Origin of the sequence: Caballeronia sp. AZ1_KS37, assembly GCF_023631165.1 — a bacterium.
GTDB lineage: Bacteria > Pseudomonadota > Gammaproteobacteria > Burkholderiales > Burkholderiaceae > Caballeronia > Caballeronia zhejiangensis.
Genome location: NZ_JALQDP010000002.1, coordinates 1 through 20,631, shown reverse-complemented (window position 1 = coordinate 20,631; position 20,631 = coordinate 1). Strand labels below are relative to the sequence as shown.

16 protein-coding genes and 1 pseudogene are annotated in these 20,631 nt (G+C 65.6%); 12 read left to right on the top strand and 5 right to left on the bottom strand.

Features of this window, described 5'->3' with window-relative positions; genetic code table 11:
• Positions 1 to 4 precede the first annotated feature (4 nt).
• The 4 genes from NCS00_RS03240 (at position 5) to NCS00_RS03225 (ending at position 4,432) form a co-directional block, all read left to right on the top strand.
• Positions 5 to 1,012 carry an ABC transporter permease gene (locus NCS00_RS03240; protein ID WP_008351219.1) on the top strand — a complete coding sequence of 336 codons (1,008 nt, stop codon included), beginning with the start codon at positions 5 to 7 and terminating at the stop codon, positions 1,010 to 1,012.
• Positions 1,009 to 1,866: an ABC transporter permease gene (locus NCS00_RS03235; protein WP_008351220.1), complete on the top strand. Its 858-nt coding sequence runs from the start codon at positions 1,009 to 1,011 to the stop codon at positions 1,864 to 1,866. Before NCS00_RS03240 ends, NCS00_RS03235 begins: the two co-directional genes overlap by 4 nt.
• The gene (locus NCS00_RS03230) at positions 1,863 to 3,938 is read left to right on the top strand and encodes an ABC transporter ATP-binding protein (RefSeq protein WP_034472969.1); all 2,076 of its coding nucleotides are present in this window, start codon (positions 1,863 to 1,865) and stop codon (positions 3,936 to 3,938) included. The genes NCS00_RS03235 and NCS00_RS03230 overlap by 4 nt, the downstream gene beginning before the upstream one ends.
• Positions 3,939 to 4,012: 74 nt before the next feature.
• On the top strand, positions 4,013 to 4,432 hold the full coding sequence (locus tag NCS00_RS03225; RefSeq protein WP_008351222.1) for a Rap1a/Tai family immunity protein: 420 nt from the start codon (positions 4,013 to 4,015) through the stop codon (positions 4,430 to 4,432).
• A 12-nt stretch (positions 4,433 to 4,444) separates the two neighbouring features.
• Here NCS00_RS03225 and NCS00_RS03220 read toward each other — a convergent pair whose 3' ends face one another.
• The 3 genes from NCS00_RS03220 to aspT (NCS00_RS03210) are packed head-to-tail and all read right to left on the bottom strand — an operon-like array spanning position 4,445 to position 8,727.
• On the bottom strand, positions 4,445 to 5,293 hold the full coding sequence (locus tag NCS00_RS03220) for an aldo/keto reductase (RefSeq protein WP_034472970.1): 849 nt from the start codon (positions 5,291 to 5,293) through the stop codon (positions 4,445 to 4,447).
• 55 nt (positions 5,294 to 5,348) lie between these two features.
• Positions 5,349 to 7,040, bottom strand: coding sequence for an aspartate-alanine antiporter (gene aspT / locus NCS00_RS03215; RefSeq protein ID WP_008351224.1), 1,692 nt, complete (start codon positions 7,038 to 7,040; stop codon positions 5,349 to 5,351).
• Between the two features lie 4 nt (positions 7,041 to 7,044).
• Positions 7,045 to 8,727, bottom strand: coding sequence for an aspartate-alanine antiporter (gene aspT / locus NCS00_RS03210; RefSeq protein WP_034472972.1), 1,683 nt, complete (start codon positions 8,725 to 8,727; stop codon positions 7,045 to 7,047).
• A gap of 475 nt (positions 8,728 to 9,202) precedes the next feature.
• Between aspT (NCS00_RS03210) and NCS00_RS03205 the strand changes: the two genes are divergently transcribed.
• Entirely contained in the window at positions 9,203 to 10,213 is a 1,011-nt protein-coding gene (locus NCS00_RS03205) for a LysR family transcriptional regulator (protein ID WP_241484878.1), read from the top strand.
• A 106-nt stretch (positions 10,214 to 10,319) separates the two neighbouring features.
• Here NCS00_RS03205 and NCS00_RS03200 read toward each other — a convergent pair whose 3' ends face one another.
• A complete protein-coding gene (locus NCS00_RS03200; protein WP_008351228.1) occupies positions 10,320 to 10,826 on the bottom strand; it encodes a plasmid fertility inhibition factor family protein in 507 nt (168 codons plus the stop codon).
• 235 nt (positions 10,827 to 11,061) lie between these two features.
• Here NCS00_RS03200 and NCS00_RS03195 point away from each other — a divergent pair, with 235 nt between their 5' ends.
• From NCS00_RS03195 to pdeM, 4 genes are read left to right on the top strand one after another with little or no spacing between them, the layout of a single operon-like run.
• Positions 11,062 to 12,090, top strand: a complete 1,029-nt coding sequence (locus tag NCS00_RS03195; protein WP_034473003.1) for a ligase-associated DNA damage response exonuclease — start codon at positions 11,062 to 11,064, stop codon at positions 12,088 to 12,090.
• Complete coding sequence (locus NCS00_RS03190) at positions 12,087 to 13,742, top strand: ATP-dependent DNA ligase (protein WP_034472974.1); 1,656 nt, start codon at positions 12,087 to 12,089, stop codon at positions 13,740 to 13,742. Before NCS00_RS03195 ends, NCS00_RS03190 begins: the two co-directional genes overlap by 4 nt.
• Positions 13,739 to 16,336 carry a ligase-associated DNA damage response DEXH box helicase gene (locus NCS00_RS03185; RefSeq protein WP_034472976.1) on the top strand — a complete coding sequence of 866 codons (2,598 nt, stop codon included), beginning with the start codon at positions 13,739 to 13,741 and terminating at the stop codon, positions 16,334 to 16,336. The genes NCS00_RS03190 and NCS00_RS03185 overlap by 4 nt, the downstream gene beginning before the upstream one ends.
• Entirely contained in the window at positions 16,337 to 17,020 is a 684-nt protein-coding gene (pdeM, locus tag NCS00_RS03180; protein WP_008351232.1) for a ligase-associated DNA damage response endonuclease PdeM, read from the top strand.
• On the opposite strand, the gene NCS00_RS03175 is transcribed toward pdeM, so the two are convergent.
• Positions 16,983 to 17,426, bottom strand: coding sequence for a hypothetical protein (locus tag NCS00_RS03175; RefSeq protein ID WP_250439141.1), 444 nt, complete (start codon positions 17,424 to 17,426; stop codon positions 16,983 to 16,985). The genes pdeM and NCS00_RS03175 overlap by 38 nt on opposite strands.
• Positions 17,427 to 17,751: 325 nt before the next feature.
• Here NCS00_RS03175 and NCS00_RS03170 point away from each other — a divergent pair, with 325 nt between their 5' ends.
• The 3 genes and pseudogenes from NCS00_RS03170 (at position 17,752) to NCS00_RS03160 (ending at position 20,511) form a co-directional block, all read left to right on the top strand.
• Positions 17,752 to 18,924, top strand: a complete 1,173-nt coding sequence (locus NCS00_RS03170) for an MFS transporter (protein ID WP_250439069.1) — start codon at positions 17,752 to 17,754, stop codon at positions 18,922 to 18,924.
• Between the two features lie 22 nt (positions 18,925 to 18,946).
• Positions 18,947 to 20,087 (top strand): annotated as a pseudogene (locus NCS00_RS03165) (MFS transporter).
• 82 nt (positions 20,088 to 20,169) lie between these two features.
• On the top strand, positions 20,170 to 20,511 hold the full coding sequence (locus NCS00_RS03160; protein ID WP_008351239.1) for a zinc ribbon domain-containing protein YjdM: 342 nt from the start codon (positions 20,170 to 20,172) through the stop codon (positions 20,509 to 20,511).
• Positions 20,512 to 20,631 lie beyond the last annotated feature (120 nt).

Genomic DNA, 20,631 nt, shown 5'->3' with positions numbered 1-20,631 from the left:
GCGAATGAGCACGATCACGCCCACGGCGCACGTCGCCGACTTCGCCCGAATGAAGCGCATCGCGCGCTTCGTCGGCGTGCGGCTCTTGCTCGCGCTCGTCACGCTGTGGCTTCTGTCGATGATCGTCTTCGCGGGCGGCCAGTTGCTGCCCGGCGACGTCGGCCGCGCGATTCTCGGCCCGCTCGCCGATGCGCGCGCGGTCGCCGCGCTCAACCATCAGCTTGGCGTCGACCGGCCGCTTCTCACGCAGTATTCGAGCTGGATCGGCCATTTCCTGCGCGGCGACATGGGCGAGTCCTACGCGTTTCGCGCGCCCGTGGCGCCGTTCATCGGCAACGCGCTGTGGAATTCGGCGAAGCTCGGCGCGCTCGCGTTCGTCGTCGTGGTGCCGCTCGGCATCGCGGGCGGCGTGTACGCGGCGCTGCATTCGGGACGATGGATCGATCGCGTCATCAGCATCGGCGGATTGACGGCGACGGTGGTGCCGGAATTCGTCTCGTCGATCGTGCTGATCCTGATCTTCGGCGTCTGGCTGCAATGGCTGCCGATCGAAGCGACCGCGCCTGCCGACGCGGGCTTCTTCACGCAACTCGAACATCTGATCCTGCCAGTGCTGCCGCTCGTCTTCGTGTTCTTCGGCTACATCGCGCGGATGGCGCGCGCGGGCACCGTCGAAGCGCTCGACGCCGATTACACGCGCACCGCGATCCTGAAGGGCTTGCCGCAGCGCGTCGTGATCGTGCGCCATGTGCTGCGCAACGCGCTTTTGCCGACCGTCACCGTCGCCGCGACGCAGCTCGGCTACATGATCGGCGGACTCGTCGTCGTGGAAACGCTGTTTCACTACCAGGGCATCGGCTCGCTGATCTACAACGCCGCAAAAGCGAAGGACTTTCCGATGCTCGAAGCGGGCGTGTTGACCATCGGCGTGATCTATACGGCGGCGAATCTGATCGCCGATGCGCTCTACGTCGTGCTCAATCCGCGCCTGCGCACCGGGGAAGCGAAATGAGCACGGCGGCCGCTATCGCACCGAAATCGCGCCGCTTCGAAGCGTTGAGCGCGCTCGTGCGTTCCGCGACCTTCGATATCGGCGTGCTGATCCTGCTCTTCTGGGTGCTGTGCGCGCTCTTCGGCCACTGGCTCGTGCCGCACGATCCCTACGCGTCCGATCCGCTCAACTCGCTCGTCGCGCCTTCGGGCGATCACTGGTTCGGCACCGACCAGCTCGGTCGCGACGTGTTCGCGCGCGTGATCGTCGGCTCGCGCGACATTCTGACGATCGCGCCGCTCGCGACCTTGCTCGGCACGGCGGCGGGCACGGCGCTCGGGCTCGTCGTCGGCTATTTCGACGGCTGGGTCGACGCCGCCATCGGCCGCGTGATCGATGCGCTGCTCGCGCTGCCGCTCGTGATCGTCGCGCTGCTCGCGCTCGCCGCCGTCGGCGCGAGCAACACGACGGTGATCCTCGTCATCGGCCTCACCTTCGCGCCGATCACCGCGCGCACCGTGCGCGCCGCCGTGCTGAGCGAGCGCCATCTCGACTACGTGCTCGCGGCGCAATTGCGCGGCGAGAACGCGCTCTACATCATGTTCGCGGAGATTCTGCCGAACGTGCTGCCGCCGATCATCGTCGAGGCGACCGTGCGTCTCGGCTACGCGATCTTCGCCGTCGCGACGCTGTCGTTTCTCGGCTTCGGCATTCAGCCGCCGTCCGCCGACTGGGGTCTCGCCTTGTCCGAAAGCTATACGCTGATGGCGGGCGGCGCGTGGTGGACCGTCGTCTTCGACGCCGCCGCGATCGCATCGCTGGTCGTCGCGGTGAATCTCGTCGCGGATGCCGTGCAAGGAGTGCTCGACCGATGAACGGACCGCCGCCATCGGCTTTTCCCACGTTCGGCGCCGCGAAAGGCGATCAGGCCGACGCGCTCACGGTCGTCGGCCTCACGGTCGCGTACCGTTCGCGCGGACGCGAACGTGACGTGCTGCAGGACGTCACGTTGCGCGTCAGGCGCGGCGAGGCCTACGGGCTGGTCGGTGAATCGGGCTGTGGCAAGTCGACCGCCGCGCTCGCGGTGCTGCGCTACTTGCCGCGCAACGGGCGCGTGAAGGCTGGCCGCATTTCGATCGCCGGGCGCGACGTCGCCGCGCTCGACGCCGACGCGCTGCGCGGCATGCGCGCGACCGCCGTGTCGATGGTCTATCAGGATCCCGGACGCGCGCTGAATCCGTCGCTGACGATCGCGCGGCAAGTCTCCGAAGCGTTCGAAGTCACGGGCGCATCCGCCGACGAAGCGCTGTCGCGCACGGCCGACATGCTGAGACGCGTGCGCATCGCATCGCCCGAACGCGTGATGGAGAGTTATCCGCATCAGCTTTCGGGCGGGATGCAGCAACGCGTGGTCATCGCGATGGCGCTCGCGTGCAATCCCGAACTGCTGATTCTCGACGAACCGACCACCGGTCTCGACGCCACCGTCGAAGCCGAAGTGCTCGATCTCATCGCGCAATTGCGTGCGGAGTTGGGCACGGCCGTGCTCTTCATCAGCCACAATCTCGCGGTGATCGGGCGCATGTGCGATCGCGTCGGCGTGCTGTACGCGGGCAAGCTCGTCGAGGAAGGCACGACCGCCGACGTGTTCGCCAAGCCGCGTCATCCGTACACGGTCGGCCTGCTGCGCTGTCTGCCGCGTGCGGGGCGCGCCAAGGGAACGGGCCGGCTCGACACGATTCCAGGCTCCCTCCCGCTGCCCGGATCGATCACGCAGGGCTGCATTTTCGCGCCGCGCTGCAAGCTCGCCGACGAGCGTTGTCTGAAGGACGCGCCGCCGCCGTATCGCGTGGCGTCGGCGCACGGCGATCAGATGGCGCGCTGTCACTATCACGAACGCGCGGAAACGCTGCCGCGCTCGGCCGACGAAGCGCCGGTGCCCGTCGCCGATGCCGACGGTGTCGATCAGCCGCTCGCGCTATCCGCGCGCAATCTCTCGAAGACATTCCGCGTCGGCGATGAAGACGTGCGCGCCGTCCACGATGTCTCGCTCGATCTCGTGCAGGGCGAAACGCTCGGGCTCGTCGGCGAATCGGGCAGCGGCAAGACGACGCTCGCGAAGCTGCTGCTCGGCCTCGTATCGCCCGACAAAGGCGCGTCGCTCGAACTCGACGGCGCCGCGCTGCCCGAGCGCGTGACCCGGCGCAGCGAAGAACAGGTGAAGTCGCTGCAGATCGTCTTTCAGAACCCGGATTCCGCGCTGAATCGCGCGCATTCCGTGCGGCAACTGATCGCGCGTTCGCTGTCGAAGCTCGCCGCGTTGCACGGCGAAGCGAAGGAACAGCGCCTGCACACGCTGACCGAAGCGGTGCGTCTGCCGGAGCGCTATCTGAGCTCGCGCACGCGGCAACTGTCGGGCGGATTGAAGCAGCGCGTCGCGATCGCGCGCGCGTTCGCGGGCGATCCGCGCGTCGTCGTGTGCGACGAACCGACTTCCGCGCTCGATGTCTCCGTGCAGGCCGCAATCCTCAATCTGCTTGCCGATCTGCAGCGCGAGCGCCGCGTCTCCTACGTGTTCATCTCGCACGATTTGCATGTCGTGCGCTATCTGTCGGACCGCATCGCCGTGCTGTATCTCGGGCGCATCATGGAGATCGGGCGCGCGGCCGCCGTCTTCGACGGACCGCAGCATCCGTACACCGAAGCATTGCTGTCGTCGGTGCCGTCGATCGACGGGACGCACGCGAAGCGCATCCGGCTGTCGGGCGAGTTGCCGAGCGCGGCGAATCCGCCTTCGGGCTGCGTGTTCCATACGCGCTGTCCGCGCAAGATCGGCGAAATCTGCGAAACCGAAACGCCGCCGTGCCGCGACGCCGGCGACGGTCACGCGATTCATTGCCACATTCCCGTCGACGAATTGCGCACGCTGCAGCGTCAGGCGCGCTGAGGCTTTCGTCGGAACCAAAGCGGCGTTGCGCGCCTCTCATCGGTTCAACCTTCAAAACAACGAGGATTCAACCGATGAAACCCGCCCTCTCCGCCGCGCTTTGCGCACTGACTTTCGGCGTCGCGACGGCCGCGCAGGCGCAGACCGCACCACAGGCTCCGGCGCCCGGCGCGTCCGATCCGACTTTCTCGGCCTACGCGCTCGCGCAGCAATGCGCCGCGAAGTCCGACAACACGGCGCAAGGACAATGCGTGGGCGCGGTACGCGGAATCGTGCGCGGTTATCAGTACGGCGTGCTGTTTCTGTCGCAGCGCACGTCGCTGCCCGATGGCGAGACGAAGCGCGTATCGCTGTGTCTCGCGGACACGACCGTGTCGTCGATCGTCGACGACTTCCTCGCCGATGCGAAGCAGGTCAACGAAGCCGATCTGAGGCGCACGCCCGCGGAAGTCGCGGTGCTCGGCTCGGTGCACGCGCATCACGCGTGCACGTGATCCGGCGCGTCGTCACAGCATTTCGAGCGGGCGCTTCGACTTCGGCGGCTTGAACTGCCGATCGATGTCCGCGAGCTCGTCGGCGGACAGGTGAAGATCGAGCGCCGCGCGATTCTCGCGAACGTGCGCGACATCCGACGCTTTCGGAATCGCGAATACCTGCGGCTGCTGCAGCACCCACGCGAGCGCCACCTGAAACGCCGACACGCCGCGCGCCGCCGCGATCTGTTCCAGCGCGCCGCCGCGCGGCAGACGCGCGTGATCGACGGGGCTGTACGCCATCGCGGGCATGCGGTGCTCACGCAGCCACGGCAACAGATCGAACTCCGCCCCGCGCCGCGCGACGTTGAAGAGAATCTGATCGGTCGCGCAGGCGTCGCCGCCATCGAGCGATAAGAGCTCTTCCATGTCGTCCGTGTCGAAGTTGCTCACGCCCCAGTGGCGAATCTTGCCGTCGTCCTTCAGTTTTTCGAAACCCGCGATCACGCCTTCGAGATCCTCGCCGCCGCGCCAGTGCAGCAAATACAGATCGATGCGATCGGTCTTCAGGCGTTTCAGGCTGCGCTCGCATGCGCTCTGCACGCCGCGCTCGCTGCCGTTATGCGGATACACCTTGCTGACGATGAAAAGCTCGTCGCGCCTGTCGCCGAGCGCTTCGGCGATGAGCTTCTCGCTTTCGCCTTCGCCGTACATCTCGGCGGTATCAATGAGCGTCATGCCGAGATCGATGCCCTCGCGCAAAGCGGCAATCTCGCTCTTGCGCGCGTTCGGGCGCTCGCCCATTTCCCAGGTGCCCTGGCCGAGTTTCGGAATCGCTTCGCCGGACGGAAGCGTGACGGTTGCCGCATTGGATTGAGCCATGAAGAAGTCTCCTTGCAGGTCCGCCGATTATGGCGCAAGGAGCACGCCCGCCGCTTCAGACGAGCCCGACCACCAAAGGTCCGAGCAAGGTCAGCAGCACGTTCGCCAACGCATACGTGATCGCGAACGGCACCGTCGGCGCGGCGCTTTCGGCTTTGTCGAGCACGCCGCCGAACGCCGGATTCGCACTGCGCGAACCGGTGAGCGCGCCCGCGAGCAGCGCCGCGTTGTCGTAACGCAGGACGTAGCGGCCGAAGAGCATCGTCAGCACGAGCGGAAACAGCGTGACGAACACGCCGAGCAGGAAGATCGTCAGCCCGCTCTGTTTCACCGTGACGACCGCCTGCAAGCCGGAATTCAGCCCGACCACCGCGACGAACGCCGCCAGTCCGAAATCCTTCAGCAATTGCGATGCGGCCGGCGGCATCACGCCGTACATCGGATGCTTGCCGCGCATCCAGCCGAACAGCAAACCGGTGAGCAGGCAGCCGCCGCCCGAGCCGAGCGTGAGCGGCACGCCGCCTGCATCGACGACGATCAGCCCGATCAGCAACCCGAGCACGATACCCACGCCCATGTAGATGAAATCGGTCTTGTCGGAATACGGCAGTTCGTAACCGGCGGCATCGACGGCGCGCTTCGTGTCCTGCGGCGCGCCGTAGAATGTGATGACATCGCCGTGATCGAGCGTCGTCTCGGGCAGCACCGGCAACGGATGCCCCGCACGCGTGATGCCGTGGATATACACGCCGTGCCGAATGTCGCGATCGACCGTCGCGCGCACGTCGGCGATGCTCACGTGGTTCATCCCGCGCTTCGTGAACACGCCCTGACGCTTCTGCATGACGACGCTGCTGCCATCGGCGTCCGCGATTTCCTCGCCGATGTGCGCCGTCGCGCCCGCCATCGCCTCGCGCCGCCCGACGACGAGCACGATATCGCCCGCTCGCAATACGAAGTCCGCGGCAGGCTCCAGCGCGCGCCCGCCGCGCCGGATGCGCTCGACGGTGATCATGTCCCGGTCGTCGACTTCGACGTGCGCGACCGTGCGCCCCGCCGCGCCATCGTGCGTCACGCGATACGTGCGTCCGACGAGCGCGGGCAACGCCGAAATCTGCCCTGGTCCGGGACCGGACGCCCCGCCCGCGAGCGCCTTCTCCGCTTCGATCGACGCATCCCTGAGACTCTGCCCCATGAACTTCGGCAGGATGTTCACGCATACGATGATCGCGCCGAGCGAGCCGAACACGTACGTTACCGCGTACGCGACCGCGACGTCGGCCTGCAACGCCTTGGTCTGATCGGCGGGCAATCCGAGCCGCGCGATCGCATCGCCCGCCGTGCCGATAATCGCCGATTGCGTCAGCGCCCCGCCCGCGAGTCCGGCCGCTAGCCCCTTGTTGAGCCCGAACAGCTTCGCGCAGACGATCACGCTCGCGAGCGCCGTCACCGCGAGGAACAGCGCCATCGCGATTTCGCGCAGCGTGCGGCGGTTGATCGAGCTGAAAAACTGCGGGCCGGAGTCGTAGCCGACCGCGTAGATGAACACGGCGAACATCACGGATTTCACGCCGTTGTCGATCTGCACGCCCGCCTGGCTCACGATCACCGCCGCGATCAGCGAGCCGCCCACGCCGCCCAGTTGAAACTTGCCGAAGCTGATCTGGCCGATCAGATAACCCGCCGCGAGCGAAAGAAAGAGCGCCGATTCCGGCGATTTCTGGAAGATGTCGTGGAGCCATTCCATACGGTCAGCCCAGTTTGCTCGCGAGCCCGACGATCACCGGGCCGAGCAGCGGCAACAGCACGTTCGAGAGCGCATACGTGATCGTGTAGCCGATCATCGGCGTCGCGTTGCCCGTCACGCCGACGAGCGCACTGATCGCGGGCGTGCTGCATTGCTGACCGGCGATCGCGCCGAGCAGCATCGGCACGTCGAGCTTGAGCAGCCATCGTCCGATGAAGAGCGACGCGAGCGCCGGCACGAGCGTGATGACGATGCCCGCGACCGGCAGCGCGATGCCGTATTCGCGAACGAGCCGCAACGCGTCCGGGCCCGCCGACAGCCCGACCGCCGCGATGAACGTGCACAGGCCGAAGTCCTTCAATATCTGCGCCGCCGCCGAGGGCAGCGAGCCGGTCAGCGGATAACGCGAGCGGATCCAGCCGAACAGCAGCCCCGCGAGCAGGCAGCCGCCGCCCGTCCCGAGCGTGAGATCGATGTCGCCGGCATGTACCGACAGCCGCCCGACCGCGATGCCGAGCAGCACGCCGAGCCCGAGGAACACGAAGTCGGTTTTCTGCGTCGCGCGGATGATGTAGCCGAGCCTGGCCGCGCCGCGCGCGACATCCTCCTTGTTGCCGATGAGCGTCAGCACGTCGCCGCGATGCACCTGCGTGCCGGCGAGCGCGGGAATCGTGCTGTCGAGACGCGTCACGGCCGCGACGAAGACGCCGTGGGCGTCGGCGGGCGCGGCGCGGGCGCGCACCTGGGCGAGCGTGAGGCCGTGCAGTTCGCGCCGCGTGAGCATCACATCCGTGCGTTCGACATAGACATCGGAGACGCCGTTGCCGAAAACTTCCTCGCCGATCGCGGGAATCGCCTCGACCAGCGCCTCGCGCCGCCCGCCGACCACGACGAGATCGCCCGCCTTCAGCATGACCGCCGCTTGCGGCTTGATGACCGAGCGGTCGCGCTGCACGCGCTGCACGCTGATGTTGTCGCGAAAGCGCTTCTCCAGGTCGCCGACGGTGAGGCCCGCGGCGGCCGTCACCCTTAGCTCGCGGCCCGCGAGCGGCGGCGCGGCGGGCGTCTGCCCGGTGCCGAGCGCGCCGTCGCCGCCCAGCTTGCGCCACACGCGCTCCGCTTCCTCGCGCAGATTCACGCGCAGGATGAGCGGCGCGAACTGGCTCGTGAACAGCACGATCGTGACGAGGCCGAACAGATAGCTCACGCTGTAAGCGGTGACGATGTTCGCCTGCAGCCGCGCGGTATCTGTCGTGGACAGGCCGAGCCGCCCGATGGCCTCCGACGCCGTGCCGATCACCGCGGATTCCGTCGCGCCGCCGGCAAGCAAGCCGGCCGCCGTTCCCGCGTCGAGTTTCAATATGACGGCGGCGCCGAGCACGAGCGCGACCACGACGACGATCTCGACGATCGACAACGCGCCGTAACGCCAGCCGCGCCCGATGTTCGCGAAGAACTGCGGGCCGCCCGTGAAACCCAGCGCGAAGATGAAGAGCGCGAATGCGATGTTCTTGAGATCGGGTGAAATGCGCGCGCCGCTTTGTCCAAGAATCAGCGCGACGACGAGTGTGCCGCAAACGCCGCCGAGCTGAATGGGGCCGAGCTTCACGGACCCGACGAGATAACCAATAGCGAGGCTCGAAAATAGGGCGATTTCAGGATGCGCCGCAAGCAGAGTCCAAATCATGACGTCAACCCGTGTTTTCGAATTTCGAACGTAATTGCGGCATCGATATATCCATCAATATCCGAAAAGAGAAACGGGTTTGCACCAAAAGTTTTAATCGGCATTTACCGGGCGATATATAAAATCTCTTTCGGCCTTGAGTGTTACTTCGATGCGTTCGCACGCGGAAAGCGCGCAGAAAATGCCGTTTTTTAAGCAAATTAACCATACAGTCTTAATCCGCGAAAGATTTACGAAATCCATGCATTTCGTACATATTGCATTTCGAACAGCGCTAAATTAGTTTTCGAAACATGCGTCTTCGCTATTAACAGCGGCAATAACGATGCGGTAAATTTATCGCTCAATGGAAATTTGATATTGCAAATTTGGTTAGCCCTAAATATTATCGACTTAACGCGAGATTCAAGAACCGGACACAAAGTTGTCCTAGAACAACATGTCCGGCCCGTGTGGTAAAACCTGAGAGGGCTGAATGATGAATCAGATCCATGCAATGCGTGTGTTCGTGCGCGTGGCAGACACGGAGAGTTTTCGCCGCGCTGCTCAACAACTCGATGTCTCGAATGCGCTCGTGACTCGGGCAATCGCGATGCTCGAAGCGCATTTGCGAACACGTCTCATCAACCGCACTACCCGCAATCTGTCTCTCACGGAAGCGGGCACACGCTATCTCGAGGGCTGCCGCGCGTTGCTGGAGGAACTGGATCATCTGGAATCCACAGTCACGCACACCGAAGGCGAGCCGAGCGGCACTTTGCGCGTCGTTGCATCCAGCGCGCTTTCGCTGCTCACGCTGACGCCGCTCATCGACGGCTTCCGCAAGGTGTATCCGAAGGTCAACGTGCGGCTCACGCTCGCCGAGCGCCATGTCGATCTCGTCGAGGACGGCTATGACGTCGGCATCGTCACGGCGTTCATGGTGTCGAGCACCGCGCTCATCGAGCGGCCGGTCGGCACCAGCGCGCTCGTGACGGTCGCGACGCCCGCGTTCGTCGCCGAGCATGGCACGCCCGCCACGCCGACCGATCTGCAAACGTTGCCGTCCGTCGGACTGCCGAACGAAATGCGCAGCCAGACCTGGCATTTCCGGCATCGTCACGGCGCCGCCGATCAGGTCACCCTCGCGCCGGTCTACACGGTCAACAACGCGCTGATGGTGCGTCTCGCCACGCTGAAAAGCATGGGCTTCTCGATTCTTCCCGAAGGCATCGTGCGGGCGGACATCGAAAGCGGCACGCTCGTCCGCCTGCTCGACGGCTATTCGATCGACGACCCCGACATGAAAGTGTCGATCGTATATCCGGGGCGGCAATATCTGCCCGCGAAGACGCGCTTTTTCATCGACTATGCGCTGGACTATCTCGGCCGGGAATTCACCGCGCAAGGCGGCACGCGTCCCGACGAAATCATCCGCCCGACCATGCCGGCGATGATGCCGATGCAGGCGTTGCGCAACGCGACCGCGACCGCGACCGCCAACTGAAGCCATAGCAAGCACAAGGGCCAGCACGGCGTTTTACCGCCGTCTGACCCAATCTCCCGATCGCACCGCACAACTAAGCTTCGTCCAGCGCCGAATCGGGCGGCGCTCAACCCTCCCCGTACTCCGCATTCGACGCATCCGGCGCCGCGCACATCTCGCGCAGCAAGGACGCCTCGCGCTCGTGCACTTCAACCGGCATCAACAAGGCGCCGGCATAGGCCATGTAGCGCGCGCGATGCTGGCCGTTGCGAAACGCCACGACACCTTCCCGATGCACGCCCAGCAACCCGAGCAGCCCGGGCGAGCGGCGCACGCTGATCGTCACGTAGGGCATTTCGGGCACGCGCGGATTGTCCGGATCGAGAAACTCGCGGATGCCGCGCACCTTGCCCGCGTGCCAGTCGTCGACGGCCTTGAGCACGTAGTCGGTGTCGTCGCGATCGGCGCACGCGAGGAGCTTCCTCACGTCGACGAGCACGACCTGATGACGCGAGCCATGGTCGGTGAACACCCGCTTCAGCCGCACGAAGTCGTACTGCGGATGGCTCTGCAATCTGACGATCCAGACCGCTTCTGCGGCGGTCGGCGCAACCATCGTGTCCATGTTCGGCATAGGAGGAAGACTGCGGCGCGCGCGCCCCGTGCGCGCGTGTTTCGCTGACAAGCAGCCTGAACGACCGCCGCTGAACAGGCGCTCGGGCTAAACAAACTTTTACACCCTAGACGCAATTCGTGAAAGCGCCATGACGGGCACGGCATGTGCTTTTGTTGCCAGAATCGAACACATGGACATAGCCTGCGAGATCGCTTGTCATGTGACTTTCATTCACGGCACCGATCAACGACTCGTGGACACTTCTTCCGATCTCATCGTCGCGCGGCCCGAGGGTCTTTTCTGTGTGCCGGGCAACTTCCATATCGACCCGTGGCGGCCTGTCGAACGTGCCGTCATCACGCACGCGCATGCCGATCACGCGCGCTTCGGGCACACGCATTACCTGGCGGCCGAGCCGGGCGTCGGCGTGTTGCTGTCGCGGCTGCCGGGCATCGATGTTCAAGCGCTCGCTTACGGAGAAGCAATCGTCGTGAACGGTGTGCGCGTGTCGCTGCATCCTGCCGGGCACGTGCTCGGATCGGCGCAGGTGCGCGTTGAACACAAGGGCCGCGTGTGGGTCGCGTCCGGCGATTACAAGGTCGAGCCCGATCCGACCTGCGCGCCGTTCGAGCCGGTGCGCTGCGATACGTTCATCACCGAATCGACGTTCGGGCTGCCGATCTATCGATGGGACAGCTCGCGCGATGTCTTCGACGGCATCGACTCATGGTGGCGGCATAACGCGGCGCAAGGCCGCGCGTCGGTGCTGTTCTGCTATTCGTTCGGCAAGGCGCAGCGCGTGCTCGCGGGCGTCGATGCCGCCATCGGTCCGATCTTCTGTCACGGCGCGGTCGAGCCGCTCAATCGCGCGTATCGCGAATCGGGCGTCGCGTTGCCGCCGACGCGCCTCGTCAGCGAGATCGCCGCGAAAGACAAGGCCGCGTTCAAGGGCGCGCTGATCGTCGCGCCGCCGTCCGCGCAAGGCAGCACCTGGATGCGCCGCTTCGGCGAATACAGCGATGCCTTCGCGTCCGGCTGGATGCGTCTGCGCGGCACGCGGCGCCGCAAGGGCGTCGATCGCGGCTTCGTGCTCTCGGATCACGCGGACTGGCCCGGCCTGCAGCTCGCCATCGGTGCGAGCGGCGCCGAGCGCGTCATCGTCACGCACGGACAGATCGAGCCGATGGTGCGCTGGCTCAACGAGCAAGGCCTCGATGCGGGCGCGTTCACGACCGAATACGGCGACGACGCCATCGAAGCCGATATGGCGCAAACATCATGAAGCGCTTCGCGACGCTCTACGCCGCGCTCGACGCGACGACATCGACGAACGAAAAGCTCGAAGCGCTGATCGCGTATTTCTCGGGCGCGCAAGCCGAAGACGCCGCGTGGGCGTCGTACTTTCTCGCAGGCGGCAAGCCGCGCCAGTCGGTGCCGACGCGCCTGCTCACCGAGTTCGCCCGCGAACGCGCGGGCTTGCCGGAGTGGCTCTTCGAAGAGTCGTATCAGGCGGTCGGCGATCTCGCTGAAACCATCGCGCACGTTTTGCCGCCGGCGTCGGGAGAATCGTCGCTCGGACTCGCGCAATGGATCGAGGAACGCATCCTCACGCTGCGCGGCGCGGATCCGTCCGAATTGCGCGAGCGGCTTCTGAGTTACTGGGACGAACTCAACTGGAGCGAGCGTTTCCTGCTGACGAAGCTGATCGGCGGCGGCTTTCGCGTCGGCGTCGCGCGGCAGCTCGTCGTGCGCGCGCTCGCGCAGGTCGCGGGCGTCGATCATAAGCGCATCGCGCAACGCATGGTCGGCTGGACCGATTCGCGCGAGAAACCGAGCGCCGCGCGCTATCTTCGGCTGATCGCACCGGCAGCAGAAGGCGATGACGTCGACACGCCGCACGAAAGCGATATCGGCCTGCCGTATCCGTTCTTTCTCGCGCATCCGCTGCAGGCCGATCCGGCGACGCTCGGCTCGCCCGACGACTGGATCGTCGAATGGAAATGGGACGGCATACGCGCGCAGCTCGTGAAGCGCGCGGGCCGCGTATGGATCTGGTCGCGCGGCGAGGATCTCGTCACGGAGCGCTTTCCGGAGCTCGCGTCGCTCGGCGAAGCGTTGCCCGACGGCACCGTGATCGACGGCGAAATCCTCGCGTGGGAACCGGGCGCGGACGCGCCCTTGCCCTTCGCGCGACTGCAGCCGCGCATCACGCGCAAGTCGCTCACGAAGAAAGTGCTGGCCGATTCCCCCGCCGCGCTGCTTGCCTACGATCTGCTCGAGATCGATGGCCGCGATCTGCGCATGGAGCCGCTGCACGCGCGGCGCGCGCAACTCGACGCGCTCGCGTCGTCGCTTGCGGTGAATGTCCTGCGCGTGTCGCCGGTCGTGACGGCATCCGACTGGACTGCACTGGCGAAATTGCGCGACGAAAGCCGTGCGCGCGGCGTCGAAGGATTCATGCTGAAGGAACGCGCGTCGATGTACGGCGTCGGGCGCACGAAGGCGTCGGGAACGTGGTGGAAGTGGAAGATCGATCCGTATGCGATCGACGCCGTGCTGCTCTATGCGCAGCGCGGTCACGGCCGGCGCGCGAGCCTGTACACGGATTTCACCTTCGCCGTCTGGGACGAAGCCGACGGCATGCGCACGCTCGTGCCCTTCGCAAAAGCGTATTCAGGACTGACCGACGAAGAAATGCGCCAGGTCGATGCGATCGTGCGCAAGACGACCATCGAGAAATTCGGGCCGGTGAGAAGCGTCACGCCGACGCTCGTCTTCGAGATCGGCTTCGAAGGCATACAGGCGAGCCCGCGTCACAAATCGGGCATCGCCGTGCGCTTTCCGCGCATGCTGCGCTGGCGCACCGATAAAAAAATCGAAGACGCCGATACGCTCGACATCCTCAAGGGCTTTCTGAACGAGGCCACGGCATGAGCGAGTCCGAATCGGCCGGCGAGCGCAGGCACCGCGCGCCGCGACCTCGACGCGTGCCGCGCACGCGTGCGGCGCAGGCAAAACTCGATGCCGCCGCCGAATCCTTCACGCCCGCGCCTTTCGCGTACGACGCGAACGAAGCTGCAAAGCCAATCGACGAACGCATCGCGCGCTGGTTCGACGAGCGCGGCTGGCAGCCGTTCGAATTTCAGCGCGAAGCGTGGCGTGAGATCGAGCGTGGCGCGAGCGGCCTGCTTCACGCGACGACGGGCGCGGGCAAAACGTGGGCCGTGTGGCTCGGGGCGCTCGCGGCTTTCGCGCGGTCATCGAAAGCCGATAAAAATCCCGCGCCGCTCACCGTCCTCTGGATCACGCCAATGCGCGCGCTCGCCGCCGACAGCGCCCGCGCGCTGCAAAGCGCCGTCACTGCGCTGAACGTGCCGTGGACGGTCGGGCTGCGCACCGGCGACACGTCATCGACGGAACGCGCGCGTCAGAGTCGCCGGATGCCGTCCGCGCTCGTCACGACGCCCGAAAGCCTCACGCTGATGCTCACGCGCGCCAACGCGCAAGAAGAACTGAAGCATCTGCGCATGATCGTCGTCGATGAATGGCACGAACTGCTCGGCAACAAGCGCGGCACGCAGACGCAACTGGCGATCGCGCGGCTCGCGCGCTGGCGTCCCGATCTGCAGATCTGGGGCTTGTCCGCGACGCTCGGCAATCTCGCGCTCGCGCACGATGCGTTGCTGCATCCGGTGAAGACGCCGCGCGTCGTGGTGCGTGGCGCGCAGCCGAAAACGCTCGTCGTCGATACGCTGATTCCCGAAACCATCGAGCGCTTCCCGTGGGGCGGCCATCTCGGCGTGCGGCAAGTCGGTCCCGTCGCCGACGAAATCGAGCGCGCGCAAAGCTCGCTCGTCTTCACCAACACGCGTTCCCAATCGGAAATCTGGTATCGCGCGCTGCTCGAATTGCGGCCCGACTGGGCCGGCTTGCTCGCGCTGCATCACGGATCGCTCGACAAGGCAGTGCGCGACTGGGTCGAACTAGGCTTGAAGAACGGGCAACTGAAGGCGGTCGTGTGCACGTCGAGTCTCGATCTGGGCGTCGATTTTCTGCCGGTCGATCGCGTGTTTCAGATCGGCTCGCCCAAAGGCGTCGCGCGTCTGATGCAGCGCGCGGGACGCTCGGGGCATGCGCCGGGGCGCGTATCGCGCGTGACGATCGTGCCGACGCATGCGCTCGAACTCGTCGAAGCGGCCGCGGCGCGCTGGGCGATCGAAGAGCGGCGCATCGAAGGACGCGACATGCCGTTGAAGCCGCTCGACGTGCTCGTCCAGCATCTCGTGACGGTGGCGATCGGCGGCGGCTTCACGCCCGCCGACATGCTCGACGAAGTGAAGAGCGCGTATGCGTATCGCGATCTGACGCAGCGGGAATTCGACTGGGCGCTCGCTTTCGTCGAGCGCGGCGGCGCATCGCTCGCGGCGTATCCGGACTTTCATCGCGTAGTGAAGGACGATGACGGCGTGTATCGCGTGCCGCGCGAAGACCTCGTGCGCAGGCATCGCAACAACGTCGGGACGATAGTTGCAAACGCAACCATCAACGTCGCCTATATGACGGGCGGGCGCATCGGCGCGATGGAGGAGTCGTTCATCTCGCGCTTGAAGCCCGGCGATGTCTTCACCTTCGGCGGACGCGCGCTCGAACTCGTGCGCGTGCGCGACATGACCGCGTATGTGAAACGCGCGACTTCATCGCGCGGGGCGATGCCGCAATGGGCGGGCAGCAAGATGCCGCTGTCGTCCGAACTGGCCGATGCCGCACTCGTGATGCTCGCGCGCGCCAACGACGGCATCTACGACGAGCCGGAAATGCGCGCCGTCAAACCGCTGCTCGATTTGCAGGCGAAGTGGTCCGCGCTGCCGGGGCCGGGCGTGCTCGTCGTCGAACGCGTGCGCTCGCGCGAAGGTCATCACTTCTTTTGCTATCCGTTTGCGGGGCGCATGGCGCATATTGGCCTGGGATCGCTGATCGGATGGCGCGTCGCACGCGATCAGCCGAGCACGTTTTCGATTTCGATGAACGATTACGGCTTCGAACTGCTGTCGGCAAAACCGTTCGACTGGGAGACGCTCATCGCGGAAGGGCTTTTTTCCCCGGAGAATCTGGAGCACGACATTCTCGCGAGCCTCAACGCATCCGAATTGTCGGCGCGGCGTTTTCGCGAAATCGCGCGCGTGTCGGGGCTGATTTATCAGGGGCATCCGGGACAGCAGAAAAGCGCGAGGCAATTGCAGGCGTCGAGCGGATTGTTCTACGAAGTCTTTCGCAAGCACGACAGCAGCAATCTGCTGCTTGCGCAGGCCGATCAGGAAGTGATGCTGCAGGAACTCGAACTCGGCCGCATCCGCGCGGCGCTCGAACGCATGAGCGCGAGCCGCCTCGCGCTGCATGCGCCGAAGAAGCCCACGCCGTTCGCGTTTCCGCTGATCGTCGCGCGCTTGCGGGAAAAGGTGAGCACGGAGAAGCTCTCGGATCGCGTCGAGCGCATGCTCGCGGACCTGGAGAAGGCGGCGAAGACATAAATGGAAGCTTTGACCATCGATGTGAATGGCCATGCGCTCGTCCTATCCGCCGATCGCGCGGCGTTCGATCCGCACGCCCGAAGCCTTTTCATCGCCGATGCGCACTTCGGCAAGGACGCCGTGTTCCGCGCGCGCGGCATTCCGGTGCCCGTCGGCACGACCGGCGAGAGCCTCGCGCGGCTCGATGCGCTCGTCGCGGCGCATCGGCCGGAATCGATCGTCTTTCTCGGCGACTTGCTGCACGCGCGCGAATCCCACGCCGACGAGACGCTCGACGCCCTCGCCGCGTGGCGCGCGAAGCATCGCGAACTCGCGCTCGTGCTCGTCGAAGGCAATCACGACAGGCACGCGGGCGCGCTGCCCGCGCTGTTCGGCGTCGATGTCGTGAAGGAACCGCACGCGCTCGGACCGTGGGCGCTTTGCCATCATCCGCAGACGGTCGATGGCGCTTACGCGCTCGCGGGACACGAGCATCCGGTGTACCGGCTCGCGACGCGCGTCGACAGCGCGCGTCTGCCGTGCTTTCGCTTCGGCCCTCGCGCGGGCGTGCTGCCGGCGTTCGGCGCGTTCACGGGCGGCTTCGAAGTCAACGGCGGCGTGCGCGGCGAAGCGCTCTACGTGATCGCGGGCGAGCGCGTGTTCCCGCTCAGTGATAGACGTTCGTCGACGATTGCAGCTTCGTGAGCTTGCCGCGCTGCAAGCGGTACCAGCCGAGATTCGACTGCATCACCACCTCCTCGCCTTGCCAGAACACGCGCTTGACCGTCATGCGCTGGCCGGCGCGCTGCACGAGTGGCGGATGGCGGCGGAAATCGTAGAAGATCGGGCCCGAACCGGTCTGCACGAGCATGCGCGTGACGGTGTCGCTCGTGCCGGAAGTTTCATCGAAATGGACGACGCGCTTCGCGTCGAAGCGATCGAATACCTCTTTGTCGATGACCGCGGCCATGCCGGATTCATCGCGGAGAAAGTGCAGCGTTCCCGCCTGCGTTGCGATGGGCCCGGCGGCGTCGCTCTGGGCGAACGCAAGCGTAGCGATGAACAGCGTGCCGGCGGCTGCCGCGTGAATACAGAATTTTGTCAGTGACATCTTTCGTTCAAAAAGTTGCTGCGTTTTACCAACACTGCGACCAACACTGCGCGGCGCCCCCGACGCGCAAGGAATGCGAGGCCGCGAGCGTGTTACCGGAAACATCTGACGCATGGCGGCGCAGCGTTTGCAAGAGTCGTGCGCCGCTGCCGCGTCAGAAAGAATATCCGTTCGGGCCGGAGCATGGATCGGCCGATCGGAATAAGGGTTTATACCAGCGTCGAAAATGACGTTTCGGTACAATTCGAGCCTTCAACTCCGCCTCGGCGCCTGCATCGCTCAATCCGACGATGCGCCCAGACGTGACATCTCCTTCTCTTCCGCCATGCCTCTGCCTCTTTTCGCTCTCGCCATTGCCGCGTTCGGCATCGGCACGACGGAATTCGTCATCATGGGCCTGTTGCCCAACGTCGCGCGCGATCTCGCGGTGACGATTCCGGCGGCGGGCATGCTCGTGTCCGGCTATGCGCTCGGCGTGACGGTCGGCGCGCCGATTCTCGCCGTCGTCACCGCGAAGATGCCGCGCAAGAAGGCGCTGATGAGCCTGATCGGCGTGTTCATCGTCGGCAATCTGCTGTGCGCGCTCGCGCCGAACTACTGGGTGCTCATGGGCGCGCGCATCGTCACCGCGTTCTGTCACGGCGCGTTCTTCGGCATCGGCTCGGTGGTCGCGGCCGATCTCGTCGCGCCGAACCGCCGCGCGCAGGCCATCGCGCTGATGTTCACCGGCCTCACGCTCGCCAACGTGCTCGGCGTGCCGCTCGGCACCGCGCTCGGCCAAGCGGCCGGCTGGCGCTCGACGTTCTGGGTCGTCACGCTGATCGGCGTCGCGGCGGCGGGCGCGCTGCATGTGTGCCTGCCGAAGCACATCGCGATGCCGGAAACCAGCATCCTGCGCGAATTCGACGTGCTCAAGAACCCGCAAGTGCTGATGGTGCTCGGCATCAGCGTGCTCGCGTCGGCCAGTCTTTTCTCGGTGTTCACGTATATCACGCCGATTCTCGAAGACGTGACGGGCCTTTCGCCGCACGCGGTCACGTATGTGCTGCTGCTGTTCGGTCTCGGCCTGACGGTCGGCAGCACGCTCGGCGGCAAGCTCGCGGACTGGAAGCTGCTGCGTTCGCTGCTGTCCTTCCTGCTCGCGATCGTCGCCGTTCTGACGATCTTCGCCGGCACGATGCATCAGCCGGTCGCCGCGATGATCACGATCTTCTTCTGGGGCGTGCTCGCCTTCGCGATCGTGCCGCCGCTGCAAATGCTGATCGTGAACCGCGCGAGCGATGCGCCGAATCTCGCATCGACGTTGAACCAGGGCGCGTTCAATCTCGGCAACGCGACGGGCGCGTGGCTCGGCGGCTGCGTGATCGGCGCGGGCGCACCGCTCACGTCGCTGCCGTGGGTCGGCGTACTGATGGCGGTGAGCGCGTTCGGCCTGACGCTGCTCTCGGCGACGCTCGACAAGCGCGCGCGCCGTCTTTCGATCGGACAACCCGCCTGAGTTCCTTCGGGCGGTACGTTGCATGAAAGGCATTCTCTCGCGCGATTTTCTCGCGCTGATTCTGAGCGTCGCGGTTGTCGGCCTTGGGGCTCGGCGCGACGCTGCCGCTGACGTCGCTCGCGCTGACGCAATCGGGTTATGGCACGGACATCGTCGGCTCGATGACGGCGACGCAGGCGCTCGGCGGGCTCATGGTTGCGCCGGTGGCGAGCCGCTTCGCGGGGCATTTCGGGGCGCGCGAGACGATCGTCGGCACGGTGATCGTCGCGGCGTTCTCGACTATCGCGATGCAGTTCACCGTGAACCTGTGGCTGTGGGCCGTGCTGCGTTTTCTGTGCGGCGCGGCGCTGATGCTGCTTTTCACGATCGGCGAAGCATGGGTCACGCAACTCGCCGACGACTCCACGCGCGGCCGCGTCGTCGCGATCTACGCGACCAACTTCACGCTCTTCCAGATGACGGGCCCGGTGCTCGTCAGCGTGATCGGCGGCTTGCCGTCGATGCGCTTTGCCATCTGCGGGGCGATCTTTCTGCTGGCGTTGCCCGCGCTCGCATCGATACGCGGCGCGCCGCACGCGCTGGCATCGGAAGAAGGCGAGCACGGCGACTGGCGCAGCGTGTTGCCACGCATGCCCGCGCTCGTGATCGGCACGGGCTTTTTCGCGCTCTTCGACACGCTCGCGCTCTCGCTGATGCCGCTTTTCGCGATGTCGCACGGCGTCGGCGAGGATATCGGCGTGCTGTTCGCATCGGCGATCCTGCTCGGCGATACGACGATGCAGTTCCCGATCGGCTGGCTCGCCGACCGCATCGGGCGCGCGAAGGTGCATGCGGGCGCGGGCGTGGTCGTCGCGCTGCTGCTGCCGCTTTTGCCTTGGGCGATCGCGTATCCGTGGATCTGCTGGCCGCTGCTCTTCGTGACCGGCGCGGCGGCGGGCAGCGTGTACACGCTGTCGCTCGTCGCGTGCGGCGAACGCTTTCGCGGACCGTCGCTGGTCTCGGCGACGGCGATTGTCGGGGCTTCGTGGAGCGTCGCGAGTTTCGGCGGACCGATCGTCGCGGGCACGCTGATGCAGCGCGTCGGCGCCGATGCGCTCATCGGCGTGCTGACGGCGGCCGCGTGCGCGTTTCTCGCTGCGGCGTGGTGGGAGCGGCGCGGTTAGGAGTTCGAGCGTGTCGTTCGGCGCGAGGTCGGCGGTATACTTTTCCGGCCTTCAATTCCGCTACGAGGCATCAAGGAAACGTATGAGCGCTTTACCTCCCTGTCCGCAATGCCAGTCGGCATTCACCTATGAAGATGCGGGCATGTACATCTGTCCCGAATGCGCGCACGAATGGTCCGCGCAGACAGATACCGCATCGGAGCCCGCCGCGAAGGTCTATCGCGATTCCGCGGGCAACGTTCTTCACGATGGCGACACCGTCACCGTCATCAAGGATCTGAAGCTCAAGGGCGGCGGTGGCGTCGTCAAGATGGGCACCAAGGTCAAGAACATCCGGCTCGTCGACGCCGATCACGACATCGACTGCAAAATCGAGGGCTTCGGCGCGATGAGCCTCAAGACCGAGTTCGTCAGGAAAGCCTGACCCGCAACGACCGGCCGCGGTGTTTCACCCGCGCGCCGGCAATATCTGTCCCGCGCATTCGCCGAAGCCCACGCGATATCCCTCGCCCTGGCACCATCCGCGCAGGGTGATTTCATCGCC

Coding starts and splice junctions, on each gene's coding strand:
- NCS00_RS03240 (WP_008351219.1), top strand. CDS start 5: ATGAGCACGATCACGCCCACGGCGCACGTCGCCGACTTCGCCCGAATG.
- NCS00_RS03235 (WP_008351220.1), top strand. CDS start 1,009: ATGAGCACGGCGGCCGCTATCGCACCGAAATCGCGCCGCTTCGAAGCG.
- NCS00_RS03230 (WP_034472969.1), top strand. CDS start 1,863: ATGAACGGACCGCCGCCATCGGCTTTTCCCACGTTCGGCGCCGCGAAA.
- NCS00_RS03225 (WP_008351222.1), top strand. CDS start 4,013: ATGAAACCCGCCCTCTCCGCCGCGCTTTGCGCACTGACTTTCGGCGTC.
- NCS00_RS03220 (WP_034472970.1), bottom strand. CDS start 5,293: ATGGCTCAATCCAATGCGGCAACCGTCACGCTTCCGTCCGGCGAAGCG.
- aspT (WP_008351224.1), bottom strand. CDS start 7,040: ATGGAATGGCTCCACGACATCTTCCAGAAATCGCCGGAATCGGCGCTC.
- aspT (WP_034472972.1), bottom strand. CDS start 8,727: ATGATTTGGACTCTGCTTGCGGCGCATCCTGAAATCGCCCTATTTTCG.
- NCS00_RS03205 (WP_241484878.1), top strand. CDS start 9,203: ATGATGAATCAGATCCATGCAATGCGTGTGTTCGTGCGCGTGGCAGAC.
- NCS00_RS03200 (WP_008351228.1), bottom strand. CDS start 10,826: ATGCCGAACATGGACACGATGGTTGCGCCGACCGCCGCAGAAGCGGTC.
- NCS00_RS03190 (WP_034472974.1), top strand. CDS start 12,087: ATGAAGCGCTTCGCGACGCTCTACGCCGCGCTCGACGCGACGACATCG.
- NCS00_RS03185 (WP_034472976.1), top strand. CDS start 13,739: ATGAGCGAGTCCGAATCGGCCGGCGAGCGCAGGCACCGCGCGCCGCGA.
- pdeM (WP_008351232.1), top strand. CDS start 16,337: ATGGAAGCTTTGACCATCGATGTGAATGGCCATGCGCTCGTCCTATCC.
- NCS00_RS03175 (WP_250439141.1), bottom strand. CDS start 17,426: ATGTCACTGACAAAATTCTGTATTCACGCGGCAGCCGCCGGCACGCTG.
- NCS00_RS03170 (WP_250439069.1), top strand. CDS start 17,752: ATGCCTCTGCCTCTTTTCGCTCTCGCCATTGCCGCGTTCGGCATCGGC.
- NCS00_RS03160 (WP_008351239.1), top strand. CDS start 20,170: ATGAGCGCTTTACCTCCCTGTCCGCAATGCCAGTCGGCATTCACCTAT.